The organism is Ihubacter massiliensis (genome assembly GCF_024125305.1).
GTDB lineage: Bacteria > Bacillota > Clostridia > Peptostreptococcales > Anaerovoracaceae > Hominibacterium > Hominibacterium faecale.
The window spans coordinates 1,228,618-1,244,068 of the sequence record NZ_JAMXVH010000001.1 but is presented as its reverse complement, the minus strand read 5'-3'; the positions used below and the strand labels follow the sequence as shown (position 1 = coordinate 1,244,068).

Below are 15,451 nucleotides of genomic sequence, written 5' to 3'. Positions count from 1 at the left end.
GGTGCAGAGATGATTTATAGAAATTTCAACGATATATTGTCAACCGTGAAGAATAAGGAGACGGTAAAAAAACTTGGATTAGTCTGTGCAGAAGATCCCAATGCACTGAAAGCTGTACTTGAGGTATGGAAAGAAGGCTTGATCATACCGGTTCTTTTCGGAAATGAAGAGCAGATCCAAAATCTCCTTAAAGAACGGCAGGAGGACATCTCTATGGATGAAATTGAGGTCATATCCGCGGAAGGCCCTGGCGATGCGGCAGGTAAAGCTGTAGCCGCGGTTAAGAACGGTTCGGTGGATTTTTTGATGAAGGGACGTTTGGAAACGCCGGAGCTTTTGAAAGCAGTCGTCAATAAAGAAAAGGGTCTGGCAGCAGGGGGCGTGATGAGCCACGTGGCAGTAAATGAAATCCCCTCCTATCACAAACTGCTTCTAACGACAGACGGCGGCATGCTCCCATATCCCAGCCTGGAGCAGAAGAAGGGGATCATAGAAAATGCAGTCTGCATGATGAACAGACTTGGTTATGATGAGCCCAAGGTTTGCATTTTGGCGTCAACCGAACACGTAAATCCAAAAATGCTTGAAACGACCGATGCAAATGCCTTAAAAGAGATGAACCGCGGGCATGAAATAACGGGCTGCATAATAGAAGGACCTATTTCATTGGATCTGGCGCTGGTTAAGAAGCGGGCGGAAGAGAAGAGGTACGAAAGTCCGTGTGCCGGAGATGCGGATATCTTGGTGCTGCCCAACGTTCACGCCGGAAATATTCTGGGAAAAAGCCTGGTTGAAATGGCGGGAGCGAAGATGGCCGGCCTGGTTTTGGGAGCATCCTGCCCCATCGTACTGACTTCAAGAGCCTCTTCTTTTGAGGAAAAGTTTAATTCTCTGATGTTAGCATGTCTGATTAGCTGAAAGGATAACGAATATGATAACTGAAAAAATTCTCGTCATTAATCCGGGCTCTACTTCTACAAAAGTGGCTGTTTTTGAAGGAGAAACGGCCAAATGGGTCGAGAGCATCAATCATTCCCCAGACGAGTTGAAAAAATTCAAAAAAGTGTACGATCAATTGGATATGAGATTTGGATTGATCAAGCAGCTGCTTGAAAATCATCATGAGGACATTGCCGCATTCAGCGCCATCGCTTCAAGAGGCGGCAATATGCCTGCCGTAAAGGCCGGACCCTATAAGATTACCGACTACATGGTCGAATGCCTCCAGTACAGACCCCTGGACGAACACGCTGCCAATGTAGGCGCCGGGATCGCTTTAAAACTGGCAAATGAAGCAGGAATTAATGCCTATATTTATGATGCCCTCACTGTGGATGAAATGCTGGAAGTCAATAAAATTACCGGACTTGCGGGGATCCGGCGGCCTGCGAGAGGACATAACCTAAATACACGAGCCGCTGCCCTCAAGCTGTGCGAGGAAAAAAATATCGAGTATAAAGATACCAACATTATCGTGGCCCATCTGGGCGGCGGAATAACCATCAATCTGCACAGCGGCGGAAAAATCATCGATATCATCATGGATGAGGAAGGTCCCTTCTCTCCGGAAAGAGCCGGAGGCATGCCTGTTTATTCCATCGTGAAAATGGCGTTTAGCGGGAAATATACAGAAGATGAGCTTATGAGGCAATTGCAGAGGAAAGGCGGTCTTCTGTCTCATTTTGGAGTGCTGGATATACGGGCGGTGGAAAAAATGATCGATGAGGGGGATGAATATGCCAAGACGGTTTTCGATGCAATGGCGCTTTCTACGGCAAAGAATATTGCCAAAATATCCCCATGCGTACAAGGCAAAATTCACCATATCGTCCTGACCGGAGGTTTAGCCCACTCCAAACGATTTACCGGACAGATCATTAAATCCGTAGAATTTTTAGCCCCTGTCACAATCATTGCAGGTGAAAACGAAGTTCAGTCCCTTGCCAATGGTGTTCTTCGCGTGCTGAGAGGAGAAGAGGAAGCCAAGATCCTCGTAGAAGGAGAGAAGTAGATGAACAATCGATGGGTATATCTATTTACAGGAATGGCTTTGCTCCTCTTCTTGGGGCTCATTTATGCATGGTCAATCTTTAAGGCGCCGTTTTCTGAGATATATCCGCAATGGAGTATTCCCCAACTGACGTTGACCTTCACCATATCGATGATTTTTTCTGTTTGGGAGGATTCTGGGGAGGCTTGCTATATAAGAAAATCAAGGCCATGATCATTATTTGGATATCGGCGCTGCTTCTTTTTATCGGATTTTTCGGTGTTTCACTGATCAACGGGCAGGACAGCCATTCCAGTTTGTATTTGCTCTATCTTTGTTACGGCGTGTTTTGCGGAACCGGGGTCGGTATCGGCTACAACTGTGTAATCAGTACGGTGAATCAGTGGTTTCCTGACAGAACTGGGTTTTCCTCCGGCCTTCTGATGATGGGCTTTGGCTGTGGAGGTCTGGTATTTGGCGGCGTCGTCAAAATTCTCATCCATATGGCAGGGCTGTTCTCAGCATTCAGGACGCTGGCGGTAATGGGAGCAGTTATACTGGTCATAGGTTCCTTTTTTATGAAACCGCCTGAATCTGTCTCCGCAAATAAAATCGAGAAAAAAGCTGAGTTGAAAAGCTGCACCACAAAGGAGATGCTTACAGATGCAAGGTTTTGGATTTTCATATTATGGGCGGTCCTCATCAACTCCACAGGCTTGCTTGTGATTGGAAATGCCGCGAATATCGCCCTTGCATTTGGAGCGCCCGCGCTTCTGGGGCTGCTGGTATCGGTATGCAACGGATTGGGCAGAGTCATACTGGGCACGATGTACGATAAGTTTAGACAGAAAAGAACCATTTTGGCTGACTGCATGTTTATTTTTATCGCAGGACTCAGTCTGACGGCAGGCAGCGTTACCGGCCGGACACCGCTTATTCTTTTCGGTCTGCTGGTGACAGGCATCGGCTACGGAGGCGGCCCCGCATTGACATCTGCCTTTATTCACAGTGAATTCGGGTCAAAATATTTTCCTGTAAATTTCAGTATCGGAACATTCTCACTTATTCCGGCGGCAATTATAGGACCTATGGTTTCCAGCGTCCTCATCGAAAAGTCCGGAGGAAATTATAACAGTACCTTCATGATGATACTAATTCTGGCATTGCTGGCAGGTATCTGCTGGCATTTGCTGAATAGAAAATCCAGATGAAAGGAGAGAAATGAATTTAAATATCGATATCATTGCAGATTCGCTTAGGAAAAACTACGAATTGATTCAGATTGAAGTTAAACATAAGGAGCTGACGTTTGAGCAGGTTGTGATCTATACGGATGAAGTCAGTTTTCTGCCGGCCAGAGTCTATGTCGCTGAAGGCGGCCAACTTCCCCAGAAGCCTTTTTTTGAAGATTTTTGCGCCATTGTCAGTATTGGAAAAAGCAGCCATTCTTTTATTGACTCTGACTGTGATTACATTGAATTGGAGGCCGGCTTATCGCTGGCTCAGGTGGTAAACAGCATTCAAGATATCTTTAACAAATATAACCGCTGGTTTCTGGACATGAAAGAGGCAGTCATAAATGAACAAGGAATACAGAAGCTGATCGATTTGACTCTGCCCATCCTGGGCAACCCGATTTACCTCCATGACAAAGCATATCATTTTATCGGATTTGCCGAGCCTCCCAATATGTCCACCCAAAAAGATCCCTACCAAATCAACAAATGCAATGGAAGATTTCCAAGAGATTTGCTTGACCAGCTGAAGGACACCCCTTTCTTTGAAAATACATTTAAGACTACAAAGCCTACTTTCTATATCGATAAAGGTGATGTCAACTACATATATGATAACATTTGGTATCACGGCGAATACTGGGGGAGACTTTTTATCGACGAGTCGGTCAAACCCTTCGACAAAGGGGACTATGCGATCATACAAATCCTCAGAAAAATGATAGAAAAAATTTTGACAAAGAGAAATCTATTCCCGGAAATGAAATATAGATTACTGGAAAAAAACCTGATCGAAATGCTGGAGGGATACAACGTTGATAGGAATCGCCTCGAAGAGGAATTGAAGCAATATGAATGGGACATCTGCGACACTTATTTTTGTATCAAACTGCAAATGGAAAAAATCGATCTGATGCTGAATACGATGGTCAATACCTGTGAGGTTATTGAACTTGAATTAGGTGATTGTATCGCATTCCCATATCAGAAGGAAATAATCGGTTTAGTTCATATCGACGGCGCATCCGATACTCTGAGACGGATAAAAAGGGTGCTGAAAAAACTGGAATATGCTGTGGGAATCAGTATGCCGCTGACCGATTTTCGCGAATTGCCTTATTACTGCAAACAGGCTGAAATCGCTCTTAAATATGGAACAAAAGAAAACAAGGCCGAACAGATTCATCGATTCGAGGACTACTGTTTTTCGTACATGCTGGACTGCTGTACGAAGGAGCTGAAACCCAATATGCTTTACCCTCCCATGTTGAACAAGCTGATCGAACATGACCAAAAAAAATCAACAAGCTATGTAGAAACCTTAAGAGCTTTTCTGGAAAACGATTTGAAAGCGGCTCAGACTATGAGAGCGCTGTATGTCCAGAGAAGCACCTTTTTATATCGAATGGAACGGATTGAAGCATTGCTGGGGACAGATTTTAAAGACAATAAGACGAAGATCCATCTGCTGATGGCTTTTCAGCTGATGGACCGAGAGGAGTAACGGAGGGGCAAAGGACCTCTCCGTATTTCATTTATCCATGAAAACAGCTTCCAATATTGGAGCCTTTGTACAAATTGAGGGTAAATTCAAAAAATTCTTTAAACGCCCCTTTTTATTTCGGACAAAATAGACTGTTTTTCTGCAAGAAAATAGAACAATTGGACTCTGGTTGGTGTGAAAAGCCGGGTGCTATAATTCTCGTAATACATCGTTATTCTAAGGTTCATAGAAAGGAGAAAACAATATGAAAAGAATAATCGATTTTCATACGCACCTGGGAGATTGCTTTGATCGCAATAAGGACATCGTTTTCAAAAAGCCCGTGATTTTGGAGCCTTATACGGATCCTCTGTCGGAATTCGCAAAGTCGGGATTCCGAGAACCCATTGACACCAGCAGCCTGCAGGCAAAGGATCAGCTGGCGGACGCTATGCAAAACCGCGTACTTGAGAAAGGCAGCCTGGAAAAGGCTTCCGAGGAAATGGACAAAAACAACATTACCTATTTTGTTTCTCTAAACAATTATCCCAACACCAGTTTTGATGAAACACGAGCCGCTTCAAAAATGGAATACAGGATCATCCCCTTTACAAGCGCGGATTTCGGCACGGAACCATGGGATATCCGCGATGTGATGGAACGGGATATTGCCAATGGCGCCAAAGGGCTGTACATTCACCCTCAGCTTCAGGGAATCAAGGTTGTCAACGGTAGAGCCAGAGCCGCCATCGAGGCATTTGACAAAGCAGGGCTTCCGGTTGTTCTGCACTTCGGTGAGGATGATTGTTATTACCGTCAGGGCAGCGAATCCGCAAAAAAAGCGCCCGGTGAGTATGGCGCGCTCTCCTGGACCGCGGAGATCATATCCAAATATCCCAATTGCCGCTTTGTGCTGACCCATTCGGCCCTGACCACTGACGAGGATTTAGATGTTCTGATGGACTGCGCTAAGAAGAACGGATGGGAAAACGTTTATGTGGTCACCAGTTATAAATGCGCCGAGACCATTAAAAAACTGGCAGGTTGCTTTGGCGCTGACCATGTTTTGTTTGGATCGGATTTCCCATTCTGCGACGTGTCCTATGCCCTCAAAGAATGTGAAAAGGCATTCGCAGAAGATGATGAAGCCCTGGAAAAGGTTTTGTATCAAAATGCAGTAGCCTTAACCCGCTTATATGAATAAGCCAATGTTTAATTAAGGAGGCACGTTTATGAACACATTAAACAAGGAAAAAAAGATTCTCGGCTGGGGCAGGTATGAGCTTACAGTGGTCATCTCGCTGTTCCTGATCTGGGGATTCGTATTTCTTGACAGGCTGGTGATGTCCTTTCTGGCGCCGCTGGTCATGGAAGATTTGGGGATTACTGATCCTCAATACGGCCTGATTAACACATTTTCAACAGGTTGTTACGCGATAGCCTCAATCGTGTTGTCCCCGATTTTGGAATCAACCGGAAAACGAAAAAAATGGATGATCCTGCTTTGCTTGGGTACGGGTATTTTCGCCTGTCTCAGCGCCGCTACGCAAGAGGTCTGGCAGCTCCTTGTTACAAGAGCGGCCGTAGGGTTCTTTGAAGGACCGATTGCTCCGCTGATGTTCGCAATGCTGATCAAAGAATCATCCCCCAGCAAAGTGGCCCTCAACACGGGCATCGTCGCCAGCGGCGTGAACGTCATCGCGGTTTCCATGGGACCGGCAGTGGTTACCCGGGTTGCCGCGGCCAGCAATTGGCGGATGAGCTTTCTGGTGGCAGGGATCGCTTCCCTCATTGTTGCGCTGGCCTTGATCAAAGTTCTCCGCGAAGTCCCCTTTTCTCAAGATGCGGCCGGAGGAGAAAAGAAAGAATCAATGTGGAGCATCATTGGCAAGTTGATGAAGAACCGCAACGTCATTCTCAGCTTCATTTTGGGGATCCTGTGCATGTGCGGTTATTGGACGCTTATGCTCTACGCAACCCTGTTCTTTTCAACGGTTGGCGGACGAGACATCACCTCCGCAGGCGCCATTGTCAGCTTTATGGGCGTTCTGGCTGTCGTTTGGACGATTTTCGTGCCCAAAGTTTCTGACTTCATGGGCCGCAAGCACGCCCTGGTTATGTGGTTTGCGCTTTGTGCGGTCATGCCCTTTGTGATGTTCGGGGCGCCTTCATCAATGGGGGCGGTTATCGTTTATGCCCTTGTCGGAGGAATCCCGGGAGCCGTCATACCCTTCTTCCAAGCGATTATACCGGGCGAATCGCTTCCCAACTATATGCTGGGAACAGCCAGCGGCCTTATCATCGGCGTTTCCGAGATCGTCGGCGGAGCCGCGTGGCCGGCCATTGCAGGGATCATTGCTGGAAAGAGCGGCTACCCAACCGTCATTTTAATCGCGGGTATTGCGTTTACCGCCGGAGCGGTGCTTTCTCTGCTTCTGAAAGAAACAAAAGGAAAAAATAAATTGGATCAAAATAGCGAGGAGGAAAAATAATGAGAAGAATTATTGATACTCATATGCACATGGGAGATATTTACCATGAAAATCTAAACGTTGTGTTCAAAAAGCCCTTCCAATATGATTATCGGCCTTACCCGGATGTGTTCGAGGATCTGGGGGAAATCGGATACAGCAAGCCGCTGGTCGTGCCCGATGAGAAGCGGCATAATCAGTTGATCGATGCGGCGCAGAATCACGACTGGGAACGGGGAGGCCTGCAGGCTGCCATCAGTGCTATGGAATACAGCGGCATCACTTATGCTGTCAATCTGCCCATTCTGCCGGGACACGGTTTTGAAGACGCGCTGGCAATCACGAAGTTATACCCCAATATTCTCTGCTTCACCTGTCCGGATTTTGAACTTCCGGTTGAAGAAATGGTGAAGAAATTGAAAAAGGATATTGTACGCGGAGCAAAGGGACTCAAGCTCCATCCCATCATAAACAATATTTCCCCTCGGGATGAGCGTTTGCACGCGGCGATGGAGGTGTTCGGCGATCTGGGACTGCCGATTACATCCCACTGCGGCATCAACGATTATTACAAGAAGGATTCACCTCATTTTAAGAAAACCAACAAAGAATACGGCGCCCTTTATTATGTATTGGAATGGATTGAAAAATATCCCGACTTCATTTTTATTCCTGCTCATTGCGGCGGTTTCAGCGGCGGAGAAATGGACGAGTTATCCAATGCCGTTAAGACCCATGGTTGGAAAAATGTTTATGTGGAAACCTCCATGCGCGGTCGTGAGGATATCGAAAAGATGATCGATCTCTTTGGAGAGGACAAAGTAATGTTCGGAACCGATAATCCTTCCACCCCGTACTATTATTCACTGGAATGCGTCTTAGAGGCGACGAAGCACGATCCTGAGCTGCAGGAGAAAGTCCTGTATCGAAACGCAGCAAAATTGCTGTACCTCTAGAAGGATTTAAACATTTAAGATAGAAGCATAGCCGCCGGCTCAGCCGGCGGTGTTCTGCAAGGAGGTATGTTAATGAACACATTAAATACAAATTCCAACAACGAAAAGAAGATTTTTGGTTGGGGACGATATGAGCTTTCATTGCTGATTTTGTTTGCATTTGTTTGGGGCTTCATATTTCTTGACAGGCTGGTGATGTCCTTTCTGGCGCCGCTGGTTATGGAGGATCTGGGCATTACGGACCCGCAGTTCGGCCTTATTAACACATTTACGACAGGTTGTTACGCCATAGCTGCAATCGTATTGTCACCGATTTTGGAGTCAACCGGTAAACGTAAAAAATGGCTTGTCCTGCTTTGTCTGGGCGCGGGAGTATTCGCCTGCCTCAGCGCAGCTACACAAAACGTCTGGCAGCTTCTTGCTACAAGAGCGGCGGTAGGCTTCTTTGAAGGTCCGGTTGCTCCGCTGATGTTCGCAATGCTGATTAAAGAGTCATCTCCCGCCAAAGTAGCGCTCAATACCGGCCTTGTCGCCAGCGGGACAAATTTTATTTCCCTTTCACTGGGGCCGGTAATGGTTACGCAGATCGCCGCGGTCAGCAATTGGCGTATGGGTTTTCTGGTGGCAGGCGTCGCATCCATTCTTGTTTTCCTTGTCCTGACTAAGGTCCTCCGCGAAGTCCCATTTTCTCAGGAAGCAGCTGAAAAAGAAAAGAAAGAATCGATGTGGAGCATGATTGGAAAATTGATGAAGAACCGCAACGTTGTGCTTAGCTTCATTCTTGGTGTTTTGTGCATGTGCGGTTACTGGACGCTAATGCTTTATGCGACGTTGTTTTTCTCAACGGTTGGCGGACGGGACATTACCTCCGCGGGCGCCATTGTCAGCTTAATGGGTGTTCTGGCTATCTTTTCGCCGATTATTGTGCCAAAAGTCTCTGACTTTATCGGCCGTAAGCCCGCTGTTGTTCTGTGGTTTGCGCTTTGCGCAGTCATGCCCTTTGTGATGTTCGGAACACCTTCATCTACAGCTGCGATCGTTATTTATGCGCTCACCGGAGGAATTCCGGGCGCTGCCTTCCTGTTCTTTCAGACGATTATCCCGGGAGAATCGCTTCCCAACTATATGCTGGGAACAGCCAGCGGCCTCATCGTCGGCGTCGCGGAAATCGTCGGCGGATCCGCATGGCCGGCTATTGCCGGAATTATTGCCGGAAACAATGGCTACCCAGCCGTCATTTTTGTAGCGGGTGTTGCCTTTGCCGCAGCAGCGGTACTTGGCCTATTTCTAAAAGAAACAAAAGGAAAGAACAAATCGGAATCCTGATCATACCGTGATTAAAAGGATTTGCTTTATACTTAAAGACAAACCCGGCAAAGTTTTTGCCGGGTTTGTCAGTGGTGTGGAAATATAGTATACTATTGTACGGCGTTGCTGCAAGGTATCGGGTTTTCATGGAATGTGAGTGCAAGGGAAAAAAGCGGAAAAAATGCACGAATTTTACACTGTTTTCAACGATTGAGCCCTCTCAAATTCGGCTTGTGGAGCAAATCTTCGTTTTCTGCCAAGATCAGGCCTGGCAGACCCACAACTTGGCGTAAAAAGCGCGAACTTTTATGAAAATTTTCCGGAATCCGATTCCAGCAATACGGCCCCTGAAAATTTAAAAGTTTACTCTAACAAATGAAAAGTAGGAGCAAAGCGATGATTCTCAGTGTCAGCAGAAGAACCGATATTCCCGCCTGTCATTGGCAGTGGTTTTTAAATCGGCTGGATGCCGGTTTTCTTTGCGTGCGCAATCCTTTCAATCCACGGCAGATCAGCAGGATCGACCTGGATCCGCGGCTGGTGGATTGCATGGTCTTTTGGACCAAAAATCCTATGAATCTGGCGGCATCGGCAGACAGGCTGAAGGAGTATGTCTGGTATGCCCAGGTCACCATCACTGGCTATGGAAGCGATCTGGAACCGGGGGTGCCGGACAAAAAGAAGGTGGTGATTCCAGCCTTTCAGGAGCTAGCGTCCCGCTTTTCTGCCCAGCACGTGATCTGGAGGTATGACCCGATTTTGATCAATGATAAATATTCGGCGGCTTACCATTTCCACGCCTTTGGTCAGATCGCCCGCAGTTTGAAGGGATTTACAAATCGGGTGATGATCAGTTTTCTCGATCTTTACCGCAAAAATGAGAAAGCCATGAGAGAATTGGGGATTGAGCCGGTTTGCCGGGCAGAGGTTGTGGAATTGGCATCCGGGCTCAAAGAGATTGCCGCAGCCAATGGGATGGAGATCTTCTCCTGCGCCGAAAAGCTGGATTTAACCCCTGGGGGAGTTTCCGCCGGCGCGTGTGTGGACAAAAGGCTCATTGAGGAACTATGCGGCTGCCAGCTGGAAGGGAATAAGGATAAAAATCAGCGCTCTCAATGCGGCTGCCTGGAAAGCGTTGACGCAGGCATATATGATACTTGCAGCATGGGGTGCAGGTATTGTTATGCTGGGCAGAGAAAAAAAGCCGACGATTCCTGCGATGTCCATTCTCCGCTGCTGCAGGGACAGATCGGGGCAGGAGAGACCGTTTCACTGCGAAAACAAGCTTCCCTGAAAAAAGAACAGATGACGATCTTTTGATTTTCTAAGGACACCCGCATCATTCTCCAACGCTTGACAGAGAATGAAGGGAGTGTAATAATAAATGTTATTGTGAATAAGGGAGTAGAAACATGTACCAAGGATTGTACCGGGAATTACCCGACATTCAGGCATACCTGGACCGGATCGGAATGCCGGCGCCTCAGCAGCTTTCTGTAGATTATCTGGATCAGCTGGTGCTGGCCCATCAGTATCAGGTGCCTTTCGAAAACATCGATACCAGCGATAAAAACTTAACCATTTCTTTGGAGACAGAGGCGATCTTTGATAAGATCGTCACCAGGAAGCGGGGCGGCTGCTGTTTTGAACTCAACGCGCTGTTTCTCAAATTGCTCTGCGCTTTGGGCTTTGACGCCTGGGCCTGCCGGTGCAGGGTACTGCGGGGAAAGGACTTTTTTCCGCCGTCCTCTCATCGGGCTGCGTTGGTGCGGATGGAAGGGAGCATCTATTTTTGCGATGTGGGCTATGGCGGACCTCAGCCGGCCTGCGGCATTAAAGTGGAAGACGGCAGTACCAGAACCTGCGCCGGACAGACCTTCATAATCCGCAGGAACGATGAATATTGGTGGACCTTGATTTACTTGTCAAAAGAGGGACCGGAGGAAACCATGCAGTTTACCATGATGCCCGAGGAAGAAGTGGATTTTGTTCCTTTGAGTCATTTTTGCTTTACCCATCCCGATTCCTTTTTTTCTACGGGCGAGAGGGTGATCAGCAGACGCATTCCCGGCGGAAGCGTATCCATTGAAGGTGATCTTTTTACCCGCATTGAAAGCGGCGTCCGCCAAGAAACAATGATTACGGATGAAAACCAGTATTTGACCCTGTTATCCCAGGAATTCGACATTACGCTGTAGCAGATGGGCCGGCTTTGCTATGCGATCCAAGACGAGAAAGGATATATAAGATGGATTGGAATAAGCTATTGTGTCCGGACCGGATCCGCAGCTATCGAAGCGCGGCGGGATCGGGCGATCTTAGAACAGAGTTTGAAAAAGATTATCACCGCATTATCAACAGCGCTTCCTTCAGACGGCTGCAGGACAAAACACAAGTCTTTCCGCTGGATAAAAGCGACTTTATTCGTACCAGACTGACCCATTCTCTGGAGGTATCCTCCTTTGGCAAATCCCTGGGGCAGAATATTTCGGAAAAGATTCTGAGGACCATAGGTGATGAGACTTTTCAGCCCTCCTTTAAGGCCGATGTCTGCGATATTCTCCAGTGCGCCGGGCTGCTTCACGACATTGGCAATCCCCCCTTCGGCCATTTTGGTGAAACGGCTATCCGCCAGTGGTTCCGGGACAACCTGCCCAGGCTGCAGTTTCAGGGAATGCCTGTGAGCAAGCTTCTTTCTCCCCAGATGCGGGAGGATTTCTATAACTTCGAAGGAAATACCCAGGCGCTGCGGCTGGTGACCAAGCTGCATTTTTTGGTGGATGAGCACGGCATGAATCTGACCAAGGCTCTTTTAGGGGCGATTATCAAATATCCGGTATCTTCCCTGAAAATAAATAAGCATAGCGGCGATATCAAGGATAAAAAAATGGGCTATTATTATGCGGAACGCCAGATCTTCGAAGATTTGCAGCAAAGCCTGGGTACGGAAGGCAAGCGCCATCCGCTGACCTTTGTCCTTGAAGCGGCGGACGATATCGCTTATAAGACAGCGGATATCGAGGATGCCTGTAAAAAAGGGTGCATCAGCTATGAGCGGCTGGTTTGGGAACTGGAGCAGCGGGGGCCGTCTGATGATGACGAGTATCAGAAACTGGTGGATGCGCTCAAAAGGCGCTATCAAAGAGCTGTGGAACGAGGCATCTCTTCGCCGGAGCTCAATGGAGTCCAGAACTGGATCGTCCACCTGCAGGGACGTTTGATCGCCTGCGCGACTTACGGATTTACCAGCAATTATCGAAGGATCATGGAAGGCAGCTACCAAAAGGATTTGTTTGCGGGAACTTACGGCGAACAGATCATGAAAATTCTCGGCGATATTGCTTTTGATTATGCGTTCAACACGGAGCCGATTCTCAAACTGGAAATCGCTGCCCAGACCATCTTTAACTTTTTGTTGGACAAGTTTGTGGATGCGGCCATCTCGTACGATACGCAGGAACCGCAAAGCGATGTGCAGAAAAAGCTGATCGCGCTGATTTCCGATAATTATAAAGGAATTTATCATATTTATGCCAAGGGCAAGGAGCCGATAGAGAAGCTGTATCTGCGGCTGCTGCTGGTGACGGATTTTATCTGCGGCATGACGGACAGCTATGCAAAGACGCTTTACCAGGAATTGAATGGAATCATTTAAGAAAGGCAGGAATCGTAATTATGTTGATACTTAAGCTGATCGCAGGCCCCTTGATTGGAGCGCTGATCGGTTATTGCACCAATTTTATCGCAGTAAAAATGCTTTTTAAACCTCACCGCCCGATCATGATCGGAAAGCGCAGGCTGCCCTTTACGCCGGGGCTGATCCCCAAACGCAAGGATGAACTGGCCGGGGCCATCGGTTCTGCCATCGGGGAGGTGCTGCTGACGAAAAAGGATTTGGCGGAAGCGCTGCCCGCGGAGCATATAAAGGAGTCCATCACAGGCGGGCTGTGGGAAGCATATCTGGGCGTAAAAGAAAGTCAGGTCTCTATCGGGGAAGCCGCCCGCGGATATCTTTCGGAAGAACGCCTTGAAGAGATCCGATTCAAGCTTGAAGATGTGATCACAGAGCGGGTAATGAGCGGTATCGAGGAGCTGGACATCAGCAATATTGTGGTAACAGAAGGAAGCCGGGCCATCCGGGAGAAGGTTCAGGGCACCATGCTTGCGATGATGGTCAACGATCAGGTGATCCAATCGGTAGCAGCTCCAATCGGCGAGGAAATTGAGAACTATATCAGCGAAAACGGAGAAGATAAGATTCGCCCTGTCGTTCAAAAAGAATTGAACAGGGTTGGTGAGGAGACCATCGGCAGTCTAACGCAGCAGCTGTCACTGGAGCAGCCCCATATGAAGAAGATCGTTGACGGACTTTATTCTGCCTGCGTGGAGGATGCCATGGAAGAAATGGTGGAAAAGATCGATGTGGCGGCCATCGTGGAGGAGAAGGTGCGCGATATGGATGTGGCCAAACTGGAGGCGCTTATTCTATCGGTTATGAAAAAGGAACTCAACGCCATCGTCAACCTGGGCGCCTTGATCGGCCTGGTTATCGGCCTGCTCAACCTGTTGATCAATATGTTGGGTTAAGAAACGGATTTCCACCTTGAATTTGAATTTTTTTGGTGGTAGAATCTCTAATGGAAACAACTATTTTACTTACAGACGAAAGGTCTGGGAATGGAGCTATAAAAGATGGAAACAATCAAATGTATTAAAGAAAGAAGAAGTATCCGTAAGTTTCAGGACAAAAAGGTGCCTCGCGAAGTGATCGATGAAATTGTTGAGGCGGCGGCTTTTGCACCTTCCTGGAAAAATACCCAGGTCACCAGATATATGGTTACGGAAGATCAGGAGAAAATGAACAAGATCGCAGACAGCTGCGTGATGGGGTTTGAATACAACATCGATACGCTGAGAAACGCGCCTGCCCTGGTAATCCTTACTATGATCGAGGGCCGTTCCGGTCTGGAAAAGGACGGTACTGCAACAACGCCCAAAGGCGCCGATTGGGGCGTGTTCGATACCGGCGCTGCTGCTCAGACGTTCTGTTTAGCAGCCCATGACAAAGGAATCGGTTCGGTTATCATGGGCATCTTCGATGAATATAAAGTCAGCCAGGTAATTCCGGTTCCGGAAGGTCAGAAGGTAGCCGCGCTCATCGCCATTGGTTATGCCGATGAGGACCCGAAAGCGCCAAGGCGCAAAAGTGTGGAAGAGCTGGTTACTTATGTGGACTAAGCGCTTCTGACTTAGGGGCCCAGAGATCACGGGCCTGACTGGAAAGGATTTCCAGGTATAAAGCGTAAATTTCTTTTGAAGTTTACGCTTTTTTTTCGCCTGCCAGCAGCTTTTTGTAAATCCCTTCCGTGTCCATCTGGGGATGCTCTTCCATATATTGATAGATCCGTTTCACTTGCGCTCCATCCGCCAGCACCAGATCCGGCGCTTCTTCTCCCCTCATGCGGAACGTGTATCGGTACAGCCCTTTTCCAAAGAGGTCAAAGGGCATGATCATGATGACATATACATCATTCAGCTTGTTGTAGTCGATCACCCCCGGCTCCAGAAGTTTGCTGTCGATCATCCCTTGATACAGACGGCTTCGCCGCGGCAGGTTGCGGGTGTTTTGCTTTTGCACTTCCGTTTTGTACACCGTATCCTCTTCATCCATGGCCCACACATCCATCCGAATGTGCCGGCTCCAAGCCGCCCTGCGGTTTTCCTTTTCCGTCTGCGGCAAATGCTTTAAAACGACCTCTTTTCCAAGGATGATCTCCAGGATGCAGGCTGCGATTTCCGGATCCTCCATGGCCTCCGCGAACAAAAACCGATCCAGCAAGTTTAAATCCTTCAAATTCTTTTTTAATGTCATTGCTATTCCCCTTTATTATACCCATTCTATATGCATTGAGCAAATTACATATATTTCCTAATTGGTCAATGAAAACAGGAGAATTTGCCTTGGTCAAAAACATTGATACAATCGCCGGTTTGCTGTGGTATACTGA

Annotated in this window: 14 protein-coding genes; 13 read left to right on the top strand and 1 reads right to left on the bottom strand. The window is 47.7% G+C overall.

Features of this window, described 5'->3' with window-relative positions; genetic code table 11:
• Positions 1 to 9 precede the first annotated feature (9 nt).
• From NIA71_RS05745 to NIA71_RS05685, 13 genes are all read left to right on the top strand, one after another.
• Positions 10 to 918 (top strand): phosphate acyltransferase, encoded by a 909-nt coding sequence (locus tag NIA71_RS05745; protein ID WP_148396492.1) that lies wholly within the window; start codon positions 10 to 12, stop codon positions 916 to 918.
• Between the two features lie 13 nt (positions 919 to 931).
• Positions 932 to 2,011 carry a butyrate kinase gene (buk, locus tag NIA71_RS05740; RefSeq protein WP_148396494.1) on the top strand — a complete coding sequence of 360 codons (1,080 nt, stop codon included), beginning with the start codon at positions 932 to 934 and terminating at the stop codon, positions 2,009 to 2,011.
• Positions 2,012 to 2,121: 110 nt separating this feature from the next.
• Positions 2,122 to 3,201 carry an MFS transporter gene (locus NIA71_RS05735; RefSeq protein WP_367177874.1) on the top strand — a complete coding sequence of 360 codons (1,080 nt, stop codon included), beginning with the start codon at positions 2,122 to 2,124 and terminating at the stop codon, positions 3,199 to 3,201.
• 10 nt (positions 3,202 to 3,211) lie between these two features.
• Positions 3,212 to 4,729: a PucR family transcriptional regulator gene (locus NIA71_RS05730; RefSeq protein ID WP_253019880.1), complete on the top strand. Its 1,518-nt coding sequence runs from the start codon at positions 3,212 to 3,214 to the stop codon at positions 4,727 to 4,729.
• 244 nt (positions 4,730 to 4,973) lie between these two features.
• On the top strand, positions 4,974 to 5,912 hold the full coding sequence (locus tag NIA71_RS05725; RefSeq protein ID WP_148396500.1) for an amidohydrolase family protein: 939 nt from the start codon (positions 4,974 to 4,976) through the stop codon (positions 5,910 to 5,912).
• A gap of 28 nt (positions 5,913 to 5,940) precedes the next feature.
• Positions 5,941 to 7,200, top strand: coding sequence for an MFS transporter (locus tag NIA71_RS05720; protein WP_253019879.1), 1,260 nt, complete (start codon positions 5,941 to 5,943; stop codon positions 7,198 to 7,200).
• Entirely contained in the window at positions 7,200 to 8,135 is a 936-nt protein-coding gene (locus tag NIA71_RS05715) for an amidohydrolase family protein (RefSeq protein WP_148396504.1), read from the top strand. Before NIA71_RS05720 ends, NIA71_RS05715 begins: the two co-directional genes overlap by 1 nt.
• Positions 8,136 to 8,207: 72 nt before the next feature.
• The gene (locus tag NIA71_RS05710) at positions 8,208 to 9,461 is read left to right on the top strand and encodes an MFS transporter (RefSeq protein WP_253019878.1); all 1,254 of its coding nucleotides are present in this window, start codon (positions 8,208 to 8,210) and stop codon (positions 9,459 to 9,461) included.
• Positions 9,462 to 9,839: 378 nt separating this feature from the next.
• The gene (locus NIA71_RS05705; RefSeq protein WP_253019877.1) at positions 9,840 to 10,763 is read left to right on the top strand and encodes a DUF1848 domain-containing protein; all 924 of its coding nucleotides are present in this window, start codon (positions 9,840 to 9,842) and stop codon (positions 10,761 to 10,763) included.
• A 92-nt stretch (positions 10,764 to 10,855) separates the two neighbouring features.
• Positions 10,856 to 11,641, top strand: a complete 786-nt coding sequence (locus NIA71_RS05700) for an arylamine N-acetyltransferase family protein (RefSeq protein ID WP_148396510.1) — start codon at positions 10,856 to 10,858, stop codon at positions 11,639 to 11,641.
• Positions 11,642 to 11,691: 50 nt separating this feature from the next.
• Positions 11,692 to 13,098, top strand: a complete 1,407-nt coding sequence (locus NIA71_RS05695) for a deoxyguanosinetriphosphate triphosphohydrolase (protein ID WP_148396512.1) — start codon at positions 11,692 to 11,694, stop codon at positions 13,096 to 13,098.
• A 20-nt stretch (positions 13,099 to 13,118) separates the two neighbouring features.
• Entirely contained in the window at positions 13,119 to 14,030 is a 912-nt protein-coding gene (locus NIA71_RS05690; RefSeq protein ID WP_148396514.1) for a DUF445 domain-containing protein, read from the top strand.
• A gap of 105 nt (positions 14,031 to 14,135) precedes the next feature.
• Complete coding sequence (locus NIA71_RS05685) at positions 14,136 to 14,681, top strand: nitroreductase family protein (RefSeq protein WP_148396515.1); 546 nt, start codon at positions 14,136 to 14,138, stop codon at positions 14,679 to 14,681.
• 82 nt (positions 14,682 to 14,763) lie between these two features.
• Here the strand turns inward: NIA71_RS05685 and NIA71_RS05680 are convergent, their stop codons facing one another.
• Positions 14,764 to 15,315: a PD-(D/E)XK nuclease family transposase gene (locus NIA71_RS05680; RefSeq protein WP_253019876.1), complete on the bottom strand. Its 552-nt coding sequence runs from the start codon at positions 15,313 to 15,315 to the stop codon at positions 14,764 to 14,766.
• Positions 15,316 to 15,451 lie beyond the last annotated feature (136 nt).